The organism is Pseudomonas sp. FA117, assembly GCF_057370475.1.
Window position 1 is genome coordinate 1,153,613 of the sequence record NZ_CM170675.1, and the last position, 23,232, is coordinate 1,176,844.

General features: G+C 64.7%; 21 protein-coding genes and 1 other RNA gene. 18 read left to right on the forward strand and 4 right to left on the reverse strand.

The window, feature by feature from the left end; genetic code table 11:
- Positions 1–13 precede the first annotated feature (13 nt).
- The 4 genes from AC1TXO_RS05420 to AC1TXO_RS05435 all read right to left on the reverse strand — a co-directional run bounded on the left by AC1TXO_RS05420 (position 14) and on the right by AC1TXO_RS05435 (position 3,459).
- Positions 14–592 carry a BON domain-containing protein gene (locus AC1TXO_RS05420; protein ID WP_486405368.1) on the reverse strand — a complete coding sequence of 193 codons (579 nt, stop codon included), beginning with the start codon at positions 590–592 and terminating at the stop codon, positions 14–16.
- Positions 589–1,182 carry a phosphoheptose isomerase gene (locus AC1TXO_RS05425; RefSeq protein WP_486405369.1) on the reverse strand — a complete coding sequence of 198 codons (594 nt, stop codon included), beginning with the start codon at positions 1,180–1,182 and terminating at the stop codon, positions 589–591. Before AC1TXO_RS05425 ends, AC1TXO_RS05420 begins: the two co-directional genes overlap by 4 nt.
- Before the next feature lie 88 nt (positions 1,183–1,270).
- Positions 1,271–1,642 carry a YraN family protein gene (locus tag AC1TXO_RS05430; protein WP_486405370.1) on the reverse strand — a complete coding sequence of 124 codons (372 nt, stop codon included), beginning with the start codon at positions 1,640–1,642 and terminating at the stop codon, positions 1,271–1,273.
- Complete coding sequence (locus AC1TXO_RS05435; protein ID WP_486405371.1) at positions 1,642–3,459, reverse strand: penicillin-binding protein activator; 1,818 nt, start codon at positions 3,457–3,459, stop codon at positions 1,642–1,644. Before AC1TXO_RS05435 ends, AC1TXO_RS05430 begins: the two co-directional genes overlap by 1 nt.
- A gap of 268 nt (positions 3,460–3,727) precedes the next feature.
- On the opposite strand from AC1TXO_RS05435, the gene rsmI reads away from it, so the two are divergent.
- From rsmI to lpxC, 18 genes are all read left to right on the forward strand, one after another.
- Positions 3,728–4,522, forward strand: coding sequence for a 16S rRNA (cytidine(1402)-2'-O)-methyltransferase (gene rsmI / locus AC1TXO_RS05440; RefSeq protein WP_486406795.1), 795 nt, complete (start codon positions 3,728–3,730; stop codon positions 4,520–4,522).
- Between the two features lie 67 nt (positions 4,523–4,589).
- Positions 4,590–4,949: RNase P RNA component class A (gene rnpB, locus AC1TXO_RS05445), an RNA gene on the forward strand.
- Between the two features lie 309 nt (positions 4,950–5,258).
- Positions 5,259–5,714 carry a division/cell wall cluster transcriptional repressor MraZ gene (gene mraZ, locus AC1TXO_RS05450; protein ID WP_029612140.1) on the forward strand — a complete coding sequence of 152 codons (456 nt, stop codon included), beginning with the start codon at positions 5,259–5,261 and terminating at the stop codon, positions 5,712–5,714.
- Positions 5,711–6,658 (forward strand): 16S rRNA (cytosine(1402)-N(4))-methyltransferase RsmH, encoded by a 948-nt coding sequence (gene rsmH / locus AC1TXO_RS05455; RefSeq protein WP_486405372.1) that lies wholly within the window; start codon positions 5,711–5,713, stop codon positions 6,656–6,658. The genes mraZ and rsmH overlap by 4 nt, the downstream gene beginning before the upstream one ends.
- Complete coding sequence (gene ftsL / locus AC1TXO_RS05460; protein WP_054894001.1) at positions 6,655–6,948, forward strand: cell division protein FtsL; 294 nt, start codon at positions 6,655–6,657, stop codon at positions 6,946–6,948. Before rsmH ends, ftsL begins: the two co-directional genes overlap by 4 nt.
- Positions 6,948–8,672 carry a peptidoglycan D,D-transpeptidase FtsI family protein gene (locus AC1TXO_RS05465; protein WP_486406796.1) on the forward strand — a complete coding sequence of 575 codons (1,725 nt, stop codon included), beginning with the start codon at positions 6,948–6,950 and terminating at the stop codon, positions 8,670–8,672. Before ftsL ends, AC1TXO_RS05465 begins: the two co-directional genes overlap by 1 nt.
- The gene (locus AC1TXO_RS05470) at positions 8,672–10,159 is read left to right on the forward strand and encodes a UDP-N-acetylmuramoyl-L-alanyl-D-glutamate--2,6-diaminopimelate ligase (protein WP_486405373.1); all 1,488 of its coding nucleotides are present in this window, start codon (positions 8,672–8,674) and stop codon (positions 10,157–10,159) included. Before AC1TXO_RS05465 ends, AC1TXO_RS05470 begins: the two co-directional genes overlap by 1 nt.
- Complete coding sequence (locus tag AC1TXO_RS05475; RefSeq protein WP_486405374.1) at positions 10,152–11,519, forward strand: UDP-N-acetylmuramoyl-tripeptide--D-alanyl-D-alanine ligase; 1,368 nt, start codon at positions 10,152–10,154, stop codon at positions 11,517–11,519. The genes AC1TXO_RS05470 and AC1TXO_RS05475 overlap by 8 nt, the downstream gene beginning before the upstream one ends.
- On the forward strand, positions 11,519–12,601 hold the full coding sequence (mraY, locus tag AC1TXO_RS05480; protein WP_486405375.1) for a phospho-N-acetylmuramoyl-pentapeptide-transferase: 1,083 nt from the start codon (positions 11,519–11,521) through the stop codon (positions 12,599–12,601). Before AC1TXO_RS05475 ends, mraY begins: the two co-directional genes overlap by 1 nt.
- A 6-nt stretch (positions 12,602–12,607) precedes the next feature.
- Positions 12,608–13,954 carry a UDP-N-acetylmuramoyl-L-alanine--D-glutamate ligase gene (gene murD, locus AC1TXO_RS05485; RefSeq protein WP_486405376.1) on the forward strand — a complete coding sequence of 449 codons (1,347 nt, stop codon included), beginning with the start codon at positions 12,608–12,610 and terminating at the stop codon, positions 13,952–13,954.
- A complete protein-coding gene (ftsW, locus tag AC1TXO_RS05490) occupies positions 13,951–15,165 on the forward strand; it encodes a putative lipid II flippase FtsW (protein ID WP_486405377.1) in 1,215 nt (404 codons plus the stop codon). Before murD ends, ftsW begins: the two co-directional genes overlap by 4 nt.
- Entirely contained in the window at positions 15,155–16,234 is a 1,080-nt protein-coding gene (gene murG / locus AC1TXO_RS05495; RefSeq protein WP_486405378.1) for an undecaprenyldiphospho-muramoylpentapeptide beta-N-acetylglucosaminyltransferase, read from the forward strand. Before ftsW ends, murG begins: the two co-directional genes overlap by 11 nt.
- Positions 16,227–17,681, forward strand: coding sequence for a UDP-N-acetylmuramate--L-alanine ligase (murC, locus tag AC1TXO_RS05500; protein ID WP_486405379.1), 1,455 nt, complete (start codon positions 16,227–16,229; stop codon positions 17,679–17,681). The genes murG and murC overlap by 8 nt, the downstream gene beginning before the upstream one ends.
- Positions 17,678–18,634, forward strand: a complete 957-nt coding sequence (locus AC1TXO_RS05505; RefSeq protein WP_486405380.1) for a D-alanine--D-alanine ligase — start codon at positions 17,678–17,680, stop codon at positions 18,632–18,634. Before murC ends, AC1TXO_RS05505 begins: the two co-directional genes overlap by 4 nt.
- A gap of 5 nt (positions 18,635–18,639) precedes the next feature.
- On the forward strand, positions 18,640–19,509 hold the full coding sequence (locus AC1TXO_RS05510; protein ID WP_486405381.1) for a cell division protein FtsQ/DivIB: 870 nt from the start codon (positions 18,640–18,642) through the stop codon (positions 19,507–19,509).
- 14 nt (positions 19,510–19,523) lie between these two features.
- Entirely contained in the window at positions 19,524–20,780 is a 1,257-nt protein-coding gene (gene ftsA, locus AC1TXO_RS05515) for a cell division protein FtsA (protein ID WP_054894012.1), read from the forward strand.
- Between the two features lie 55 nt (positions 20,781–20,835).
- Positions 20,836–22,032 carry a cell division protein FtsZ gene (gene ftsZ / locus AC1TXO_RS05520; protein ID WP_277459728.1) on the forward strand — a complete coding sequence of 399 codons (1,197 nt, stop codon included), beginning with the start codon at positions 20,836–20,838 and terminating at the stop codon, positions 22,030–22,032.
- Between the two features lie 112 nt (positions 22,033–22,144).
- A complete protein-coding gene (gene lpxC / locus AC1TXO_RS05525) occupies positions 22,145–23,056 on the forward strand; it encodes a UDP-3-O-acyl-N-acetylglucosamine deacetylase (RefSeq protein ID WP_028689733.1) in 912 nt (303 codons plus the stop codon).
- Positions 23,057–23,232: the final 176 nt, after the last annotated feature.

The window sequence follows — 23,232 nt, forward strand, 5'->3', positions numbered from 1 at the left end:
ACGGGCCAGGGTATCAGTCGATGTATTCGAACAGCTTGACGATCTTCTGCACGCCGGACACACCCTGAACCACGCTGGTGGCGGCGTTGGCTTCCTGTTGGGTCACCAGGCCGAGCAGATAGACGATACCGTTTTCGGTGATCACCTTGATGCGCGAGCTGGGGACGTTGGCGTCACCGATCATCTGGGTCTTGATCTTGGTGGTCAGCCAGGTGTCGTTGTTGCGGGCCAGGATCGACGATGGCTGCATGACCTGCAGCTCGTTGTGCACCTTCTTGACCCGTTGCACCTGGCCGGCGGTCTGCTCGGCGAGGCTCTTGAGGTCGGCGCGTGGAGTCTGGCCGGCGAGCAGGACGATGCCGTTGTAGCTGCTCACGACGATATGCGAGCCATTGTCCAGATCCGGACTGGCCTTGGCCACGTTGACCGAGACCTTGGTCTCGATCAGCGAGTCGTCGATCTTGCTGCCGATGGTGCGGGTGCCGCGATCATCCTCGATCGGCGAGTTGCGAGTCGAGGTCAGGACCGAGCTGCACCCGGAAATACCGAGGCACAGGGTCAGGGCCATCAGGCCGAGGCGCTTGGGGATCATTCTTCACTCCCGAACAGTTGGCTGTCGATCAGATCGCACAGGCAATGGATCGCCAGCAGGTGGACTTCCTGAATACGCGCAGTGACCGTGGCGGGAACGCGGATTTCCACATCCTCGGGCAGCAGCAGCGAAGCCATACCGCCGCCGTCGCGTCCAGTCAATGCTACGACAATCATTTCACGATCATGTGCGGCCTGGATGGCCTGGATCACGTTGGCCGAGTTGCCGCTGGTGGAGATCGCCAGCAGTACGTCGCCAGGCTGGCCCAGTGCGCGAATCTGCTTGGAGAACACCTCGTTGTAGCTGTAGTCGTTGGCGATCGAGGTGAGGGTCGAGCTGTCGGTGGTCAGGGCGATGGCCGGCAGGCTCGGGCGCTCGCGCTCGAAGCGGTTGAGCAGTTCCGAGGAAAAATGCTGGGCATCACCTGCCGAGCCACCGTTGCCGCAGGCGAGCATCTTGCCCTCGTTGAGCAGTGCATTGACCATGACCAGGCTGGCCTGCTCGATATGCGGTGCCAGGATGTCCATTGCCTGTTGCTTGGTAGCGATGCTGGCCTCGAAAAGCCGGCGAATTCGGGATTGCATGTCCATCTGGTGTGACCTTAAGTGCGGCGGAGGCCTGCGCGACGCGCGACAGGGGCCAGCCCGCGAAACATAGAGCAAAGAAATCGGAATGGGTTCAGCATTCGAAGGCGTTTTTCAGCCATTGAAGCGGCCGACCTGCATGGTGGCTGCCCTGCAGGGCGACTACGTCGAAGCGGCAGGGGTGATCGGCCCAGCGGGGTTCCTTCAGCAGGAACAGGCTGGCGGCCAGCGCCAGGCGTTTCTGCTTGCGCCCGTCGATACTTTCGAGCGCGCCGCCGAAATCCGCGTGCAAGCGGTAGCGGACTTCGACGAATACTACTGTATCGGCGTCGAGCATGACCAGATCAAGCTCGCCTCCCTTGCATCGCCAGTTGCGTGCCAGCAGTTGCAGGCCTTGCCCTCGAAGGTGCTCGAGGGCCTGGTTTTCTGCAGCCAGGCCGGCGCTGGCGGGCGATGCGTCGGGCATCAGTGGGCGGTATCCGGCAGGCGCCTGACCTGGCCACCGGCGAACTCAGCCCAGGGCAGTTGCCGCTCGACACGCTGGTTGGCGTTGATGCTCAGGCTGCCGGACAGGCCTTCGACACGGTTGTCGGGCAGGGCCTTGAGCTGGCCCAGGCGCGGCGCCAGGCTGTAGGCGTCGACGCCCATGGCGTACAGGCGACCGAGGCTGCCTGCGGCTTGCGGCCACTGCTGCACCACCTGCTGACGCAGGCTGTTGGTGGAATCGAGTAGCCAGGGGGTTTCGCAGAAGCGGATGCCGTTCATGTCGTTGTACTGGTTCACGTCACCGCTGGCGCTGTACAGGTTGGAGGTGGCGTAGACCGGAACGTCACCGGCGTACTGGAAGTTGAGGGTCGGCTTGATCTGCTGGGCCTGCTGCGGGGTGGCGGCCAGGAAGATGAAGTCGATGTCCTGGCGACGCGACGGCTGTGCGGCGACATTGCCGCCCACGGCGCTTTGCAGGCTCTTGGCGCGGCCTTCGCTCTGGCGCAGCTGGAACAGATCGGCGATCTGCTGGGCCAGGGCTACCGGCTGGGCGATACGCTCGGCAGCGAGCAGGGTGCCGCCGTTGCCTTCCCAGTCCTGGCGGAAGGCGGCCAGCACGCGGTCGCCCCACTCACCGCTCGGCACCAGGGCCACGGCGCGGACCAGGCCGTCTGCGCGGGCGCGGCGGGAAACTTCGCGGGCTTCATCCTCGGCGGCAAGGCCGAACTGGAACAGTTGTGGTGGCGACTTCTGCCCGGCCTCGGCGTAGTTCAGTGCCAGGGTGGTGATGGGCAGTTGCGGATAGTCGGCGAGCTTTTTCACCAGCGGCTTTTCCAGCGGGCCGATCACCAGTTGCACACCGGCTGCCTGGGCCTGGCGATAGAAGTCGTCCAGCGAGGTGAGGCGCGAGCTGTCGAAGACCTGCACGGCGGGCGCCGGCTGGCCGGACTGCTGGGCCTGGAAGTGGGCGGCCATGAAGCCGTCGCGCAGGGCGCGGGCAACGCCGGCCAGCGGGCCTTCCTGGGGCAGCAGCAGGGCGATCTTGGTCAGCGGCTGGCTGGCCAGTTGCTTGAGCTTGACCAGGGCGTCGGGCAGTTGCTGGGCGGCCGGGTGCTCGGCGTGCTGCTGGCGCCAGCTGTCGATGGCGGCCTGCTGCTGTTCCAGGGTGCCGGCGCTCTTGACTGCCAGGGCCAGGCTGGTCCAGCCGGCCAGGGTCGGATTGCTGGCTGGTTGCTGCAGTTGCTCGGCCGGCAGCGAGGCGACCAGCGACCAGATGGCGTCGTTGTTCTTCGCCGCGGCCGCACCGCTGAGCAGTGGTGCCAGCAGCACGCGCTGCTGGGCGGCAGGCAGGGCCTGGCCATCGGCTTCCAGGGCGGCAGCGTGCACGCTGTAGGTGCGTACCTGCTGTTCTTCGGGCAACTCGCCGACACGCTGCAGGCTCGGGTGCGACAGGGCATCGAGGGCTGCCTTGGGCTGGTTGCGGCTCATCGCCAGTTCCGCGGCCAGGGTGCTGGCGAACACCTGCTGGGCGGGCTTGATCGAGTCGAGCGGAACCTGCTCGAGGATGCGTGCCGCGCGTGGGAAGTCCTTCTGCCGGTAGGCCATGTCGGCGGCGCTCAGACGCAGCAGCGCGGCGTCTTCTGGCGACTTGCTGGAGGCTGCCTTCTCGAGCAGTTGCTCGATGCTGGCATCCGGGGTGCGTGGCAGTTCGCCCAGGCTCGATGAGGGCGAGCTGGCGCAGGCTGCCAGCAGGGCAGCGAGACAGAGGGCTGTGAGCAGCCGCAGGCAAGCGATCATGTAAGGGTCCTGTTACTCGATCAAGTTGGCCGGCAATTGTACCCAAGCACTGGCCGGGGCGCGATGTCGCTGACGCTGATCCTTCACTATAGGTCGCTTGCCGGGGGTGGACACTGAAGTTCTTTGCGCCTTGTTGCGGGCGCTCGGGCTACAATGGCGCCTTTGATCGGCAAGGCAGGTGTGTGCAGTGACTGATGTTGCAGGGGCTTCGAAATCCACAGTGGGTACGCTTTATGTCGTGGCAACGCCCATCGGCAATCTCGACGACATGAGCGCCCGCGCACTCAAGGTGCTGGGCTCGGTGTCGCTGATCGCCGCCGAGGACACCCGTCACTCGGTGCGCCTGCTGCAGCATTTCGGCATCGATACGCCGCTGGCCGCATGCCATGAACACAACGAGCGCGACGAGGGCAGCCGCTTCATCACGCGCCTGCTGGCAGGCGACGACGTGGCGTTGGTATCCGATGCCGGCACTCCGCTGATTTCCGATCCGGGGTATCACCTGGTGCGCCAGGCGCGTGCAGCGGGCGTGAAGGTGGTGCCGGTGCCGGGCGCCTGCGCGCTGATCGCGGCGCTGTCGGCGGCAGGGTTGCCATCGGACCGCTTCATCTTCGAAGGCTTCCTGCCAGCCAAGGCGGTCGGGCGCCGCGCCCGCCTGGAGCAGGTCAGGGAAGAGCCGCGCACCTTGATCTTCTATGAGGCGCCACATCGCATCCTCGAGTGCCTGGAAGACATGGAAACCGTGTTCGGTGGCGAGCGCCCGGCCGTGCTGGCGCGTGAACTGACCAAGACCTTCGAGACGCTCAAGGGCTTGCCGCTGTCCGAGCTGCGCGCGTTCGTCGCCGATGACAGCAACCAGCAGCGCGGCGAATGCGTGGTGCTGGTGACAGGTTGGAGCGCCCCCCAGGACGACCAGGCGATCAGCAGCGATGCCCTGCGCGTGCTGGACTTGTTGCTGGCGGAGTTGCCGCTCAAGCGGGCGGCGGCATTGGCGGCAGAAATTACCGGCGTACGTAAGAATCTTCTGTATCAAGCGGCACTGGATAAACAGAAAAGCCATTAATGGCGTAATGATATTATTTGCAGTATCGCTTGTTCTTGCCCGCGCCTGCCGTTACCCTTGTCGGCGGAGAGTCGATCGGACAGTCGCTGCCTGCTTTTGTTCCGCAATTGCAGGGGGAGGAAAGTCCGGGCTCCGCAGGGCAGAGTGCCAGGTAACGCCTGGGAGGCGCGAGCCTACGGAAAGTGCCACAGAAAACAACCGCCTAAGCACTTCGGTGCCGGTAAGGGTGAAAAGGTGCGGTAAGAGCGCACCGCACGACTGGCAACAGTTCGTGGCTAGGTAAACCCCACTCGGAGCAAGACCAAATAGGGTTCCATAAGGCGTGGCCCGCGTCGGAACCGGGTAGGTTGCTAGAGGCGTCCAGTGATGGCCGTCGTAGAGGAATGACTGTCCTCGACAAAACCCGGCTTACAGATCGACTCTCCACCTCTTCTCCTTCTGCTTCAATCGATAGCAGAACCCTCCTGGTAATGCCGAAAAGTTCTTACTCTTAATAAACTACTTTAACTCTGCGCCCTATCCGTTTGAGTGCGCTTGATTTTTCCCGCCAATTTTGTCTCCCGGTAATCCTTCCTCCTTCCTTTGTTGCGCTAAATCTCGGTCCTGTAAGGGTTTTCCTTATGAACGTGCCTTGACGGTGTGGCGAACGGATTCCTATAGTGTGCGCAAGTGGCAGAAAGTGGGATGAAGTGGGTTTTCTGGCACAAAAACGTTAACATTGTGGGGAATCGCAGCCGTGTTCCGCGGAGCCAACGCCGTCAGCCTCGATGCCAAGGGCCGTCTCGCCATGCCGAGCCGGTACCGTGACGAGCTCGATTCGCGTTGCAATGGTCAGCTCATCGTGACCATCGACGCTGTGGACCCCTGCTTGTGTGTTTATCCCCTCGACGAGTGGGAACAGATAGAAGCCAAGTTGCGTGCCTTGCCATCGTTGCGTGAGGAAAACCGTCGCCTGCAGCGCCTGCTGATCGGCAATGCGGTTGACCTGGAGCTCGATGGCAGCGGTCGTTTCCTGGTGCCGCCCCGTCTGCGTGAATACGCCAGGCTCGACAAGAAGGCGATGCTGGTGGGGCAGCTGAACAAATTCCAGCTGTGGGATGAAGATGCCTGGAACGCGGTTTCGGCAGCCGATCTTGCAGCTATTCAACAACCGGGCGCCATGCCCGATGAACTGCGTGACCTGATCCTGTGACCATAGATAGCGGCTTCAACCACATCACCGTCCTGCTCGACGAGGCCGTCGAGGCACTGGCCCTGCGCGCCGACGGTTGCTATCTGGACGGCACCTTCGGGCGCGGAGGTCACAGTCGCCTGATCCTCGGCAAGCTCGGGCCGCAGGGGCGGCTGCTGGGCTTCGACAAGGATCCACAGGCGATTGCCACGGGGCAAGCGCTGGCGGCCGAAGACGGCCGCTTTGTCATTGTGCAGCGCAGCTTCGCCGAGATGGGCGATGAAGTACGCGCGCGCGGGCTGGACGGCAAGGTCAGCGGCATCCTGCTCGACCTCGGTGTGTCCTCCCCGCAGCTGGACGACCCCGAACGTGGCTTCAGCTTCCTCAACGACGGCCCGCTGGACATGCGCATGAACCCGGGCCAGGGCATCAGCGCCGCCGAGTTCGTCGCCACCGCGCCGGTCGAGGAAATCGCCCGCGTGTTCAAGGAATATGGCGAGGAGCGCTTTGCCGGTCGCATGGCGCGCGCGGTGGTCGAGCGCCGCGAGAAACAGCCGTTCACCCGTACCGCCGACCTGGCCGAAGTGCTCAAGGTCGCCAACCCTGCCTGGGAAAAGGGCAAGAATCCAGCGACCCGCGCGTTCCAGGGCCTGCGTATCCACGTCAACAACGAACTGGGCGATCTCGAAGCCGGCCTGGACGCGGCGCTCGACGCGCTGGAAGTTGGCGGGCGCCTGGCCGTGATCAGCTTCCACTCCCTCGAAGACCGCATCGTCAAGCTGTTCATGCGCAAGCTGGTCAAGGGCGAAGCCGACAACCTGCCGCGCAACCTGCCGGTGCAGCACAAGGCCTTCGAGCCGAAGATCAAGCTGATCGGCAAGGCGCAGTTCGCCTCCGAGGCGGAACTCAAGGCCAACCCGCGGGCGCGCAGCGCCGTCATGCGCGTGGCGGAGAAGCTGCGGTGAGTCGCCTGTTCGCCAAGCCCCTGCCAGGCGGCAGCTTCCTGATGCTGCTGCTGTTCGTCGGCGTGCTGGTGTCGGCCATCGCCGTCTCCTACAGCGCGCACTGGAACCGCCAGTTGCTCAACACCCTGTACAACGAACTCAGCGAGCGTGACAAGGCGCAGGCCGAGTGGGGCCGCCTGATCCTCGAGCAGAGCACCTGGACCGCCCACAGCCGCATCGAGAACCTGGCCGCCGGCCAGTTGAAGATGCGCGTGCCCAATGCTGACGAAGTACGGATGGTCACGCCATGATGAAGCTCGAGGGGGCACTCTATCCCTGGCGCTTCCGGGTCGTGGTCGGCCTGCTCGCGCTGATGGTCGGTGCCATCAGCTGGCGGATCATCGACCTGCAGGTGGTCGACCGTGACTTCCTCAAGGGCCAGGGCGATGCCCGCAGCCTGCGCCACATTCCGATTCCTGCGCACCGCGGCCTGATCACCGACCGCAACGGCGAGCCGTTGGCGGTCAGTACGCCTGTCACCACGCTTTGGGCCAACCCCAAGGAAATGCAGGCATCCAGGGACCGCTGGCCGCAACTGGCTGCCGTATTGGGGCAGAATCCGCAGCAGTTGACCGAGCGTCTCACCCAGCAGGCCAACAAGGAATTCATCTACCTGGTCCGCGGCCTCACGCCGGAGCAGGGCCAGCAGGTGCTCGACCTGAAGGTGCCGGGCGTCTATGGCCTTGAAGAGTTCCGCCGCTTCTATCCGGCCGGCGATGTCACTGCGCACATGGTCGGTTTCACCGACCTGGACGATCATGGTCGCGAAGGTGTCGAGCTGGCCTACGACGAATGGCTCGCCGGCGTGCCCGGCAAGCGGCAGGTGATCAAGGACCGGCGCGGCCGCCTGATCAAGGATATTCAAGTCACCAAGAACGCCAAGGCCGGGAAGACCTTGGCGTTGTCGATAGACCTGCGCCTGCAGTACCTGGCGACCCGCGAGCTGCGCAACGCCATCGCCGAACAGGACGCCAAGGCCGGCAGCCTGGTGATCATGGACGTCAAGACCGGCGAGGTCCTGGCGATGGTCAACCAGCCGACCTACAACCCCAACAACCGTCGCAGCATGTTCCCGGCCGCCATGCGTAACCGGGCGATCATCGACGTGTTCGAGCCAGGCTCCACGGTCAAGCCGATCTCCATGAGCGCGGCGCTGCAGAGCGGGCGCTGGAAGCCGACCGACAAGGTCGAGGTGTATCCGGGCAGCCTGCAGATCGGCCGCTACACCATCAAGGACGTATCCCGCAGCGAAGGCCCGATCCTCGACCTGACCGGCATCCTGATCAACTCCAGTAACGTCGGCATGAGCAAGATCGCCTTCGACATCGGTGGTGAGGCCATCTACCGGGTGATGTCGCAGGTCGGCCTGGGTCAGTACACCGGCCTGGGCTTCCCGGGCGAGCGCGTCGGCAACCTGCCCAACCACCGCGAGTGGCGCAAGGCCGAGACGGCCACGCTGTCGTATGGCTACGGCGTTTCGGTCACGGCGCTGCAACTGGTGCATGCCTACGCCGCGCTGGCCAACGACGGCAAGATGGTGCCGCTGTCGATCCTCAAGGTCGACAAGGCGCCCGACGCCGTGCAGGCCATTCCGCAGGAAACCGCCAAGACCGTGCAAGGCATGCTGCAGCAGGTGATCGAGGCGCCGCGCGGCGTGTTCCGTGCGCAGGTGCCGTTCTATCACGTCGCCGGCAAGTCCGGTACCGCGCGCAAGGCCACGGTCGGCTCCAAGGGCTACACCGAGAACGCCTACCGCTCGCTGTTCGCAGGTTTCGGCCCGATGAGCGACCCGCGCTACGCCATCGTCGTGGTCATCGACGAACCGGGCAAGGGTGGCTACTTCGGTGGCCTGGTCTCTGCGCCGGTGTTCAGCAAGGTCATGTCCGGCACCCTGCGGCTGATGAACGTGCCGCCGGATAACCTGCCGCCCGCGCAGCAGGCCAGTGCAGTACCCGCCAAGGGAGGGCGTGGTTGATGACGATGCCATTGAGCAAGCTTTTCGCCCACGCCAGCCGCGATCCGCTGATCCGCGAACTGACCCTGGACAGCCGTCAGGTGCGTCCGGGCGATCTGTTCCTGGCAGTGCCCGGTGCCAAGGTCGATGGCCGCGCGCACATCGCCGATGCGCTCGCCCGTGGTGCGGCTGCCATCGCCTATGAAGAACAGGGCGCCACGGTGCTGCCGCTCACCGACGTGCCGTTGATCCCGGTCAAGGGCCTGATCGCGCAACTGTCGGCCATCGCCGGGCGCTTCTATGGCGAGCCGAGCCGCCAGCTCAACCTGGTCGGCGTGACCGGCACCAACGGCAAGACCAGCGTGACGCAACTGCTTGCCCAGGCCCTCGACCAGCTGGGACAGCGCTGCGGCCTGATCGGCACCCTGGGCACCGGTTTCCATGGCGAACTGCAGAGCGGCCGTCTGACCACGCCGGACCCGATCGCCGTGCAAGCCACGCTCAACGACCTCAGGAAGGGCGGTGCCAAGGCCGTGGCCATGGAAGTGTCTTCCCACGCCCTGGAGCAGGGGCGCGTGGCGGCGCTGGCCTTCGATATCGCGGTGATGACCAACCTGTCGCGCGATCACCTGGACTATCACGGCAGCATGGAGGCCTACGAGGCCGCCAAGGCCAAGCTGTTCGCCTGGCCGAGTCTGCGTTGCCAGGTGGTCAACCTGGACGATGCCTTCGGTCGTCGCCTGGCGCAAGATTTTGCCCGCCGCCCGAGTGCCGATCATATCGAGACCCGGTTGCTCAGCTATAGCCTGGAAAACCCGGACGCCTCGCTGTTCTGCCGCGAAGCCCACTTCGACGACGATGGCGTGCGCGCCATCCTGGTCACCGCGCAAGGCGAACGCACCCTGCGCAGCCAACTGCTCGGGCGCTTCAACCTGAGCAACATGCTCGCTGCCGTGGCCGCGCTGCTGGCGCTGGAGTACCCGCTCGACGAGATACTGAAAGTCACCCCGCAACTGCAAGGTCCGGTCGGTCGCATGCAGCGCCTGGGCGGTGGAGCCAGGCCGCTGGTGGTGGTCGATTATGCCCACACCCCGGATGCGCTGGAAAAAGTGCTCGAGGCCCTGCGCCCGCATGCCCACGGCAAATTGCTGTGCCTGTTCGGTTGCGGCGGCGACCGTGACCGCGGCAAGCGCCCGCTGATGGCGGACGTGGCCGAACGCCTGGCCGATCGCGTGGTGGTCACCGACGACAACCCGCGTACCGAGGATCCGCTGCGGATCTTCGATGATATCCGCCCTGGTTTCACCCGCGCTGGAGAGGTCGAGTTCGTTGCCGGTCGTGGTGAAGCCATCGCACACCTGATCGCCACTGCCGCTGCCGACGATGTCATCGTGCTGGCCGGCAAGGGGCACGAGGATTACCAGGAGATCAACGGCGAGCGCCTTGATTTCTCCGATCTGGTCGAAGCCGAGAAGGCGCTGTCAGCCTGGGAGGCTCCACATGCTTGAACCGATGACACTCAGCGGGCTGACTACAGCCCTGGACGGCCGTCAGGTCGGTGCCGACGCCACGTTCAGCGGTGTCAGCATCGACAGCCGCAGCGTGACGGCAGGGCAACTGTTCGTCGCCCTGACCGGTCCGCGTTTCGACGGTCATGACTACCTGGCCGACGTCAAGGCCAAGGGCGCCGTGGCTGCCCTGGTCGAGCGCGAAATCGCCGACGTCGACCTGCCGCAACTGCTGGTTGCCGATTGCCGCGTGGCGCTCGGCCAACTGGGTGCGCTCAATCGCGCCGCCTTCCACAACCCGGTGGTGGCCATCACCGGTTCGAGCGGCAAGACCACCGTCAAGGAGATGCTTGCCTGCATCCTGCGCACCCGCGGGCCGGTACACGCCACCCGTGGCAACCTGAACAACGACCTCGGGGCACCGCTGACCTTGCTGGAAATCGCCCCGGAGCACAGTGCTGCGGTGATCGAGCTGGGCGCCTCGCGCCTGGGTGAAATCCGCTACACCGTGGGGCTCACCCGGCCGCAGGTGGTCATTCTCAACAACGCCGGTACCGCCCATGTGGGTGAGTTCGGTGGCCCGGAGAAGATCGTCGAGGCCAAGGGCGAGATTCTCGAGGGGCTGGGCGAGGGCGGTATCGCCGTGCTCAACCTGGACGACAAGGCCTTCGGGATCTGGCGCAAGCGCGCAGGCGAGCACGCGGTGCTGAGCTTTGCCCTGAGCAACGACCAGGCCGACTTCCATGCCAGCGACATCGGTCGCGATGCGCGCGGTTGCCCGTCGTTCACCCTGCATGGCCCCAGCGGCAGTGCACCGGTGCAGTTGAACCTGCTCGGCGCCCATAACGTCAGCAATGCCCTGGCCGCCGCCGCCGTCGCCCATGCCGTGGGTGTGAGCCTGCCGGGCATCGTTGCCGGCCTGGGTGCGGTGCAGCCGGTCAAGGGTCGCTCGGTGGCGCAGATCGCCCCAAGTGGCGTGCGGGTGATCGACGACACCTACAACGCGAATCCCACCTCGATGTGCGCCGCCATTGATATACTCGCCGGCTTTTCCGGACGCACCGTCCTGGTGCTCGGAGATATCGGCGAACTGGGGCAGTGGGCCGAAGAAGGTCACCGCCAGGTGGGCGAGTACGCCCGTGGCAAGGTCGATGCACTGTACGCGACCGGCACCAACATGACCCATGCAGTCCAGGCGTTCGGCAACGAAGGCCGCCATTTCGCTACTCAAGCCGAGCTGATCGACGCTGTTCAAGCCGAATCGGCCGGTGACACCACTATCTTGATCAAGGGCTCGCGCAGCGCTGCGATGGAAAACGTCGTGGCTGCATTGTGCGGTGCCAGCGGGGAGAAACATTAATGCTGCTGCTGTTGGCCGAGTATCTGCAACAGTTCTACAAGGGCTTCGCGGTCTTCCAGTACCTGTCCCTGCGCGGGATCCTGGGGGTCTTGACCGCGTTGTCCCTGGCGCTGTGGCTGGGGCCCTGGATGATTCGCACCCTGCAGATCCGGCAGATCGGTCAGGCCGTGCGTAACGACGGCCCGCAATCGCACCTGTCCAAGTCCGGCACCCCGACCATGGGTGGTGCGCTGATCCTGTCGGCCATTGCCATCAGCACCCTGCTGTGGGCGGACCTGAGCAACCGCTATGTCTGGGTGGTGCTGATCGTCACCCTGCTGTTCGGCGCCATCGGCTGGGTCGACGACTACCGCAAGGTGATCGAGAAGAACTCCCGCGGCCTGCCGAGCCGCTGGAAGTACTTCTGGCAGTCGGTCTTCGGCCTCGGTGCCGCGATCTTCCTCTACATGACTGCACCGACCAGCGTCGAAACCACGCTGATCGTGCCGTTCCTCAAGGACTTCACCATTCCGCTGGGCGTGGGCTTCGTGGTCCTGACCTATTTCGTCATCGTCGGCTCGAGCAATGCGGTCAACCTGACCGACGGCCTCGATGGCCTGGCGATCATGCCAACGGTAATGGTGGGCGGTGCGCTGGGCATCTTCTGCTACCTGTCGGGTAACGTGAAGTTCGCCGAATACCTGCTCATCCCCTACGTGCCGGGCTCGGGCGAGCTGATCGTGTTCTGCGGCGCGCTGATCGGCGCCGGCCTTGGTTTCCTCTGGTTCAACACCTACCCGGCGCAAGTGTTCATGGGCGACGTCGGTGCCCTGGCACTGGGCGCGGCGCTGGGCACCATCGCCGTGATCGTCCGTCAGGAAATCGTGTTGTTCATCATGGGCGGCATCTTCGTCGTCGAGACGCTGTCGGTGGTGATCCAGGTGGCGTCGTTCAAGTTGACCGGCAAGCGCGTGTTCCGCATGGCGCCGATTCACCACCACTTTGAACTCAAGGGTTGGCCCGAGCCGCGGGTGATCGTCCGATTCTGGATCATCACCGTGATTCTGGTGCTGATCGGCCTTGCCACCCTGAAACTGAGGTAAACGAGCGTGTCACTGATCGCTTCCGACCAATTCCGCATCGTTGTCGGCCTCGGCAAGAGCGGCATGTCCCTGGTTCGCTTCCTGGCGAGCCGGGGCATCGCCTTTGCGGTCGCCGACACCCGCGAGCAACCGCCGGAACTGGACACCCTGCGCCGTGATTACCCGCAGGTGGAAGTGCGTTGTGGCGAACTGGACGTGGACTTCCTGTGCCGCGCCAGCGAGCTCTATGTCAGCCCCGGCCTGGCCCTGGCCACCCCGGCGTTGCAGCAGGCCGCTGCGCGTGGCGTGAAGCTTTCCGGTGACATCGAACTGTTCGCCCGCCATGCCAAGGCGCCGATCGTCGCGATCAGCGGCTCCAACGCCAAGAGCACCGTGACCACCCTGGTCGGCGAGATGGCCGCCAAGGCCGGCAAGCGCGTGGCCGTGGGCGGCAATCTCGGTACCCCGGCGCTCGACCTGCTCGATGAAGCGGTCGAGCTGTACGTCATGGAGCTGTCGAGCTTCCAGCTGGAAACCACCGACCAGCTCAACGCTGAAGTGGCCACCGTGCTGAACATCAGCGAAGACCACATGGACCGCTACAGCGGCCTGCCGGCCTATCACCTGGCCAAGCACCGGATCTTCCGCGGTGCGCGCCAGGTCGTGGTCAACCGCCAGGACGCCCTGAGCCGGCCGCTGCCGGTCGAGGGCATCCCGTGCTGGACCTTCGGTCTCAACACCCCCGACTTCAAGGCCTTTGGCCTGCGTGAAGTACAGGGCGAGAAATATCTGGCCTTCGAATTCCAGACGCTGATGCCGGTGCGCGAGCTGAAGATTCGCGGTGCGCACAACCAGAGCAATGCCCTGGCCGCCCTGGCCCTGGGCCACGCCGCCGGCCTGCCGTTCGAGCCGATGCTCGAGGCCCTGCGCGAGTTCAAGGGCCTTGTCCATCGCTGCCAGTGGATCCGCGAGCGCAATGGCGTGAACTGGTACGACGACTCCAAGGCCACCAACGTCGGTGCGGCGCTGGCGGCCATCGAGGGCCTGGGTGCCGATATCGACGGCAAGCTGCTGCTGATCGCCGGCGGTGACGGCAAAGGGGCAGACTTTGCCGCCCTGCGCGAACCGGTCGGCAGGCATTGCCGCGCCGTGGTGCTGCTTGGTCGCGATGCCGGGCGCCTGGCCGAGACGCTCAAGGATGGCGTGCCGCTGGTACGCGTGAACAGCCTGGACGAAGCCGTGCAGCGCTGCGCCGAGCTCGCCCAGCCGGGAGACGCCGTGCTGCTGTCGCCGGCCTGCGCCAGCCTGGACATGTTCAGGAATTTCGAAGAACGCGGGCGCCTGTTCGCCCAGGCAGCGGAGGGGCTGGCATGATCTTCGGCGTCATCAAGCCGTATCCGTCGCCGCTGATCAGCGGTCGCGGCATCGACATCGACTTTGCCTTCCTCGCGGGCTGTCTGGCCTTGCTGGGCCTGGGTCTGGTGATGATCACCTCGGCGTCTTCGGAAGTCGCCGCGGTGCAGTCGGGCAATCCGCTCTACCACATGATCCGCCACCTGGTGTACGTGGCGATCGGGCTTGTCGCTTGCGGCGTGACCATGATGGTGCCGATCGCCACCTGGCAGCGCATGGGCTTCATGATGCTGATCGGTGCCTTCGGCCTGCTGGTGCTGGTGCTGGTGCCAGGCATCGGCCGCGAAGTGAACGGGTCGATGCGCTGGATCGGTTTCAGCTTCTTCAACGTGCAGCCTTCGGAGATCGCCAAGGTCTTCGTGGTCATCTACCTGGCCGGCTACCTGGTGCGCCGCCAGACCGAAGTGCGCGAGAGCTGGATGGGCTTCTTCAAGCCGTTCATCGTCCTGCTGCCGATGGCCGGCCTGCTGCTGATGGAGCCGGACTTCGGCGCCACCGTGGTGATGATGGGCGCTGCCGCAGCCATGCTGTTCCTTGGCGGGGTGGGCCTGTTCCGCTTCTCGCTGATGGTGGTGCTTGCGGTGGTCGCGGTGTTCATCCTGGTGCAGGCCCAGCCCTACCGGATGGCGCGCCTGATTACCTTCACCGACCCTTGGTCCGACCAGTTCGGCTCGGGCTACCAGCTGACCCAGGCGTTGATCGCCTTCGGTCGCGGCGAGTGGTTGGGCGTGGGCCTGGGCAACAGCGTGCAGAAGCAGTTCTACCTGCCCGAGGCGCACACCGACTTCGTGTTCTCGGTGCTGGCCGAAGAGCTTGGCGTGGTCGGTTCGCTGTGCACCGTCGGGCTGTTCGTGTTCGTCACCATCCGCGCCTTGTACATCGGCCTGTGGGCCGAGAAGGCCAAGCAGTTCTTCGCCGCCTACATGGCCTTTGGCCTGGCCTTCCTGTGGATCGGCCAGTTCCTGATCAACATCGGCGTGAACGTCGGCCTGCTGCCGACCAAGGGCCTGACCTTGCCGTTCCTCAGCTACGGGGGCAGCTCGCTGGTGATCTGCTGCGCCTGCGTGGGGTTGTTGCTGCGCATCGAATGGGAGAGCCGCACGCACCTGGGCAGCGAGGAGCACGAATTCAAGGAAAGCGATTTTGCCGAGGAGACCAGTCATGGCCGCTGACGGCAAGAACGTTCTGATCATGGCCGGCGGCACCGGCGGCCACGTGTTCCCGGCGCTGGCCTGTGCCCGCGAGTTCCAGGCGCGCGGCTACAGCGTGCACTGGCTGGGCACGCCACGGGGTATCGAGAACGAACTGGTGCCCCAGGCCGGGCTGGCGCTGCACCTGATCCAGGTCAGCGGGCTGCGTGGCAAGGGCAAGCTGTCGTTGCTCAAGGCGCCCTTCACCCTGGTCAAGGCCGTGCTGCAGGCCCGGCGCATCATCCGTGAGCTCAAGCCGGTGTGCGTGCTGGGCTTCGGTGGCTATGTCACAGGCCCGGGCGGTGTCGCCGCGCGACTGTGCGGTGTGCCGCTGGTGATCCACGAGCAGAATGCCCGTGCCGGTACCGCCAATCGGTTGCTGGTGCCCCTGGCGGCGCGAGTCTGCGAAGCTTTCCCCGACACCTTCGGTGCCAGCGCAAAACGGCGTACCACCGGCAATCCGGTGCGCCCTGAACTGTTCCTGGAAGCGCCGCGCAGCGCCCTGAGCGAGCGCCGTGCGCGCCTTCTGGTGCTCGGTGGCAGCCTCGGTGCGGAACCATTGAACAAATTGCTGCCTAAGGCCCTGTCCGAAGTGTCCGTCGAGCTGCGCCCGGAGGTGTTCCACCAGGCCGGCAAGCAGCACGCGTCGATCACCGCCGAGCGCTATCGCGAAGCCGGGATCGAGGCTCAGGTCGAGCCTTTCATCAAGGACATGGCCCACGCCTATGGCTGGGCCGACATGGTGGTGTGCCGGGCCGGCGCCCTGACCGTCAGCGAACTCGCCGCGGCGGGCCTGCCCTCGGTGCTGGTGCCCTTGCCCCATGCGATCGACGACCACCAGACCCACAACGCCCAATATCTGGCTCGCGAAGGTGCTGCCTTCCTGATGCCACAAGCGACAACTGGCGCAGCGCAACTCGCTGAACGCCTGAACGAGGTGCTGATGCAACCCGAGAAACTCAACACCATGGCCGGCACTGCACGTCGCCTGGCCAAGCCTGCTGCAACCAGCACCGTGGTCGATATCTGCCTGGAGGTGGCCCATGGTTGAGAGCCAGAAAGCCATGCCGCATCCCAAGATGGGCCGCATCCGTCGCATCCACTTCGTCGGTATCGGCGGCGTGGGCATGTGCGGTATCGCCGAAGTCCTGCTGAACCTGGGCTACGAAGTCTCCGGGTCCGACCTCAAGGCCTCGCCGGTCACCCAGCGCCTGGAGTCGTTCGGTGCCGAGATCTTCGTCGGCCACCGCGCCGAGAACGCTGCCACTGCCGATGTGCTGGTGGTGTCCAGCGCGATCAATCCGGCCAACCCGGAAGTCGCCACTGCTCTGGAGCGGCGCATCCCGGTGGTGCCACGTGCCGAAATGCTCGCCGAGCTGATGCGCTATCGCCACGGCATCGCGGTTGCCGGCACCCACGGCAAGACCACCACCACCAGCCTGCTGGCCTCGGTGTTCGCCGCCGGCGGCCTGGATCCGACCTTCGTCATCGGTGGCCGCCTGACCGCTGCGGGCACCAATGCCCAGCTCGGCACCAGCCGCTACCTGATCGCCGAAGCCGACGAGAGCGATGCCAGCTTCCTGCACCTGCAACCGATGGTCGCTGTGGTCACCAATATCGACGCCGACCACATGGCGACCTACGAAGGCGACTTCAACAAGCTGAAGAAGACCTTCGTCGAGTTCCTGCACAACCTGCCGTTCTACGGCCTGGCCGTAATGTGCCTGGACGACCCGGTCGTGCGCGAGATCCTGCCGCTGGTCAAGCGACCGACCGTCACCTACGGTTTCAGCGAAGAAGCGGACATCCGCGCCATCAACGTGCGCCAGCAGGGCATGCAGACCCATTTCACCGTGCTGCGCCGTGACTGCGAGCCGCTGGAGGTGTCGGTGAACATGCCCGGCAACCACAACGTGCTCAACGCCCTGGCCACCATCGCCATCGCCTCCGACGAGGGCATCAGCGACGAGGCCATCGTCCAGGGGCTGTCCGGCTTCCAGGGCGTCGGACGGCGTTTCCAGGTGTACGGCGAGCTGCCGGTCGATGGCGGCAGCGTGATGCTGGTCGACGACTACGGCCACCACCCCACCGAAGTGGCTGCGGTGATCAAGGCCGTGCGCGGCGGCTGGCCGAGCCGGCGCCTGGTGATCGTCTACCAGCCGCACCGCTACAGCCGCACCCGCGACCTTTACGACGACTTCGTGCAGGTGCTGGGCGATGCCAACGTGCTGCTGCTGATGGAGGTCTACCCGGCCGGCGAAGAGCCGATCCCGGGCGCCGACAGCCGCCAGCTGTGCCACAGCATCCGCCAGCGCGGCAAGCTGGACCCGATCTACATCGAACGTGGCGCCGAGCTCGCGCCGCTGGTCAAGCCGCTGCTGCGCGCCGGTGACATCCTGATCTGCCAGGGTGCCGGTGACGTGGGTGGCCTGGCCCCGCAACTGATGAAAAGCCCGTTGTTCGCTGGCGCTGTCGCCAAGCAGGAGAAACCGCTGTGAGTACCGCCTACGACAAACTGCACTCCACGCTCGACGTCAAGGCCTTCGGCCGCGTCGCCGTGCTTTATGGCGGCAAGAGCGCCGAGCGCGAGGTTTCGCTGAAATCCGGCGCGGCGGTGATCGAGGCGCTGACCTCGGCCGGTGTGGACGTGGTGGCCATCGATGTCGGCGACGACCTGCTCGCGCGTCTGCAGAGCGAGAAGATCGATCGCGCCTTCATCATCCTCCACGGCCGTGGCGGTGAAGACGGCAGCATGCAGGGCCTGCTCGAGTGCCTGGGCATCCCCTACACCGGCAGCGGCATCCTGGCCTCGGCGCTGGCCATGGACAAGCTGCGCACCAAGCAGGTGTGGCAGAGCCTGGGCATCCCGACCCCGCGCCACGCCGTGCTGGCCAGCGAAAACGACTGTGTCGTGGCCGGCAAGGAACTGGGCTTCCCGCTGATCGTCAAACCTGCCCATGAAGGCTCCAGCATCGGCATGGCCAAGGTGAACAGCGTCGAGGAACTGGTCGCTGCCTGGAAGGACGCCGCCCATTACGACTCCCAGGTACTGGTCGAGCAGTGGATCCACGGTCCCGAGTTCACCATCGCCGTGCTGCGTGGCCAGGTGCTGCCGCCGATCGCCCTCGGCACCCCGCACGTGTTCTACGACTACGACGCCAAATACATTGCCAACGACACCCAGTACCGCATTCCGTGCGGCCTGGATGCCGCCAAGGAACAGGAACTGATCGACCTGACCGCGCGCGCCTGCGATGCCATCGGCATCGAGGGCTGGGGCCGTCTGGACGTGATGCAGGACGAGCAGGGCCGGTTCTGGCTGCTCGAAGTCAACACCGCACCCGGCATGACCGATCATAGCCTGGTGCCCATGGCGGCCCGCGCGGCCGGTCTGGACTTCCAGCAACTGGTGCTGGCGATCCTGGCCGACAGCCTGGCGACGCGAGGTTAACCACCATGCAAGGCGCGATGATACGTCAGCAGCAACCCGTGACCGGCCGTAGCAAGCCGGTGCCGCGTGGTGCCAGCCGACTGGCGGCCGACGAGCCCGTATCGGCGCGCCTGCCGCGGCCCAACTTCGGAGGTCTCAAGCGCCTGCTGTGGCCGGTGCTGCTGGTTGCCGCAGGTTTCGGCGCCTACGAAGGCGCGATCCGGTTGATGCCCTACGCCGACCGGCCGATCACCAAGATCGCCGTGCAGGGCGACCTGAGCTACATCAGCCAGCAGGCGGTGCAGCAGCGTATCGCGCCGTACGTCGCCGCCAGCTTCTTCAGCGTCGACCTGCCGGCGATGCGCACCGAACTGGAGCAGATGCCGTGGATCGCCCACGCCGAAGTGCGCCGGGTATGGCCGGACGAGGTAGTGATTCGCCTCGAGGAACAACTGCCGGTCGCGCGCTGGGGCGACGAGGCCCTGCTCAACAACCAGGGCCAGGCCTTCACCCCGCGCGAGCTGGCCAACTACGAGCACCTGCCGCAGCTGTTCGGGCCGCAGCGCGCTCAGCAACAAGTCATGCAGCAGTATCAGGTATTGAGCCAGATGCTGCGCCCCATGGGCTTCTCCATCGCTCGCCTGGAGCTGCGCGAGCGAGGCAGCTGGTTCCTGACCACCGGTGCCGGTAGCGCCGGTCCAGGCATCGAGCTGCTGTTGGGGCGCGATCATCTGGTGGAGAAGATGCGCCGGTTCATTGCCATTTACGACAAGACACTCAAAGAGCAGATCACCAACATCGCCCGCATCGATCTGCGATACGCCAACGGATTAGCGGTTGGCTGGCGGGAACCGAATGCACCGACGACGGCCCAACCCGCCGTTGCGAAGAATTAGAGAGAGGCAGGACCATGGCAAACGCGCATAGCGGCAAAATGATCGTCGGGCTGGACATCGGCACCTCCAAGGTAGTGGCGCTGGTGGGTGAAGTGGCGGCGGACGGCACCCTGGAGATCGTCGGGATCGGCACCCATCCGTCCCGCGGCCTGAAGAAGGGCGTGGTGGTGAACATCGAGTCGACCGTGCAGTCGATCCAGCGCGCGGTGGAAGAAGCGCAACTGATGGCCGGCTGCCGCATCCACTCGGCGTTCGTCGGCGTTGCCGGCAACCACATCCGCAGCCTGAACTCCCACGGTATCGTCGCCATCCGCGACCGCGAGGTCAGCGTCGCCGACCTCGAGCGCGTGCTCGACGCCGCCCAGGCCGTGGCCATCCCGGCCGACCAGCGCGTCCTGCATACCCTGCCGCAGGACTACGTGATCGACAACCAGGAAGGCGTACGCGAGCCGCTGGGCATGTCTGGCGTGCGTCTGGAGGCCAAGGTCCACGTGGTGACCTGCGCGGTCAACGCCGCGCAGAACATCGAGAAGTGCGTGCGCCGCTGCGGCCTGGAAATCGACGACATCATCCTCGAGCAGTTGGCCTCGGCCTACTCGGTGCTGACCGATGACGAGAAAGAGCTGGGCGTGTGCCTGGTGGACATCGGTGGCGGCACCACCGACATCGCTATCTTCACCGAAGGCGCGATCCGCCACACCGCGGTGATCCCGATCGCCGGCGACCAGGTCACCAACGACATCGCCATGGCCCTGCGTACACCCACGCAGTATGCCGAGGAAATCAAGATCCGCTACGCCTGCGCCCTGGCCAAGCTGGCCGGTGCAGGCGAGACCATCAAGGTACCGAGCGTCGGCGATCGTCCGCCGCGCGAACTGTCGCGCCAGGCCCTGGCAGAAGTGGTCGAGCCTCGTTACGACGAGCTCTTCACCCTGATTCAGGCCGAGCTGCGCCGCAGTGGCTACGAGGACCTGGTGCCGGCCGGCATCGTCCTCACCGGCGGTACCTCGAAGATGGAAGGCGCCGTGGAACTGGCCGAGGAAATCTTCCACATGCCGGTACGCCTCGGCGTGCCGCACAGCGTTCGGGGGCTGAGCGACGTGGTGCGCAACCCGATCTATTCAACCGGCGTGGGACTGCTCACCTACGGCCTGCAAAAGCAGACCGAGGACCTGCCCCTGACCGGCAACAGCAGCAGCAACAGCTATGGCGATGAACCTAAGGCCCCGGTGCTTGAGCGCTTCAAGCGCTGGGTCCAAGGCAACTTCTAAGTTTCAAAGCAGTAGTGGTAGGCGCAAAAACTAGAGAACTGTAAGGAGAGGGAAAATGTTCGAGCTCGTAGACAACGTCCCGCAAAGCCCGGTCATCAAAGTGATCGGTGTCGGTGGTGGTGGTGGCAACGCCGTCAACCACATGGTCAAAAGCAGCATCGAAGGCGTGGAATTCATCTGCGCCAACACCGATGCCCAGGCGCTGAAGAACATCGGCGCACGCACCATCCTGCAGCTGGGGACCGGTGTGACCAAGGGCCTGGGTGCCGGTGCCAATCCGGAAGTCGGTCGTCAGGCCGCGCTGGAAGACCGTGAGCGCATCGCCGAAGTGCTGCAAGGCACCAACATGGTGTTCATCACCACTGGCATGGGTGGCGGTACCGGTACCGGTGCAGCGCCGATCATCGCCGAAGTGGCGAAGGAAATGGGCATCCTCACCGTTGCGGTGGTGACCCGTCCGTTCCCGTTCGAGGGTCGCAAGCGCATGCAGATCGCCGACGAAGGCATCCGCATGCTGGCTGAAAGCGTCGACTCGCTGATCACCATCCCCAACGAGAAGCTGCTGACCATCCTGGGCAAGGATGCAAGCCTGCTGTCGGCCTTCGCCAAGGCTGACGACGTGCTGGCCGGCGCCGTGCGCGGCATCTCCGACATCATCAAGCGTCCGGGCATGATCAACGTCGACTTCGCCGACGTGCGCACCGTGATGGGCGAGATGGGCATGGCGATGATGGGTACCGGCTGCGCCAGCGGTCCGAACCGTGCCCGCGAAGCCACCGAGGCGGCGATTCGCAACCCGCTGCTCGAGGACGTCAACCTGCAGGGTGCCCGCGGTATCCTGGTGAATATCACCGCAGGTCCTGACCTGTCGCTGGGTGAATACTCCGACGTGGGCAGCATCATCGAGGCCTTCGCCTCCGATCACGCAATGGTCAAGGTCGGTACCGTGATCGATCCGGACATGCGCGACGAACTGCACGTCACCGTGGTCGCCACTGGCCTGGGTGCGCGCATCGAGAAGCCGGTCAAGGTCGTCGACAACACCCTGCAGACCGCTCAGCAGGTGTACGAGGCTTCCAACCCGGCCCCGGTGCGCCAGGAGCAGTCTGCGGTGAACTACCGTGACCTGGAGCGTCCTACCGTGATGCGCAACCAGGCTCACGCAGGTGCGGCTGCGGCGGCTAAACTCAACCCTCAGGACGATCTGGACTACCTCGACATCCCGGCCTTCCTGCGTCGCCAGGCCGATTGATGGAATTTATCAGGGGTATAAGGGTGATTGGTGTTCAGCAAAGGCCGGGTCTGCTATCATTCTCAGCCTTTGTTGATACCAATTCGCAATTAGCGCTAAAGCGGCCAATGCCATGATTAGACAACGCACCCTGAAGAATACCATTCGTGCCACTGGTGTCGGCCTGCATTCCGGAGAGAAGGTCTACCTCACTCTCAAGCCGGCACCCGTGGATACCGGCATCGTTTTCCGCCGTGCCGACCTCGACCCTGTGGTCGAGATTCCGGCGCGCGCGGCCAACGTCGGCGAGACAACCATGTCGACGACGCTGGTCAACGGTGACGTCAAGGTCGATACGGTCGAGCATCTGCTCTCCGCCATGGCGGGCCTGGGCATCGATAACGCCTACGTCGAGCTCTCCGCCTCGGAAGTGCCGATCATGGACGGTAGCGCCGGACCCTTCGTATTCCTGATTCAATCCGCCGGCCTGGAAGAACAGGACGCAGCCAAGAAGTTCATCCGCATCCTGCGCGAAGTGACCGTGGAGGAGGGCGACAAGCGCGCCACCTTCCTGCCATTCGACGGGTTCAAGGTGAGCTTCGAGATCGACTTCGATCATCCGGTCCTCAAGGGCCAGACCCAGAGTGCAGTGGTCGACTTCTCCAGCACCTCGTTCGTGAAGGAAGTCAGCCGCGCCCGCACTTTCGGCTTCATGCGTGACATCGAGTACCTGCGCAAGCACAACCTTGCGTTGGGCGGCAGTGTCGAGAACGCCATCGTGGTCGACGAGACCGGTGTGCTCAACGAAGACGGCCTTCGTTCCGATGACGAATTCGTCAAGCACAAGATCCTCGACGCCATTGGCGACCTCTACCTGCTGGGCAACAGCCTGATCGGCGAGTTCAAGGGCTACAAGTCCGGGCACGCGCTGAACAACCAGCTGCTGCGCAAGCTGATCGCGGAAACCGATGCCTGGGAAGTGGTCACCTTCGAAGATGCCAGCACGGCACCGATCTCCTACATGCGCCCTGTTGCGGCCGTGTAAGTTCGAACTCTCTCTAGTTCATTGAGGCCACCTTCGGGTGGCCTTTTTTATTCCTTCCCGGTAGCCGATCAGCTCTGCACTTTCCATCTCAAAATTCCAGAGTCAGATGTGCCGAGGTGAAACATGAGTGCAGGGGATCGATTATTGTCTTTCTTGAGTGCCAACGACGCATCCCC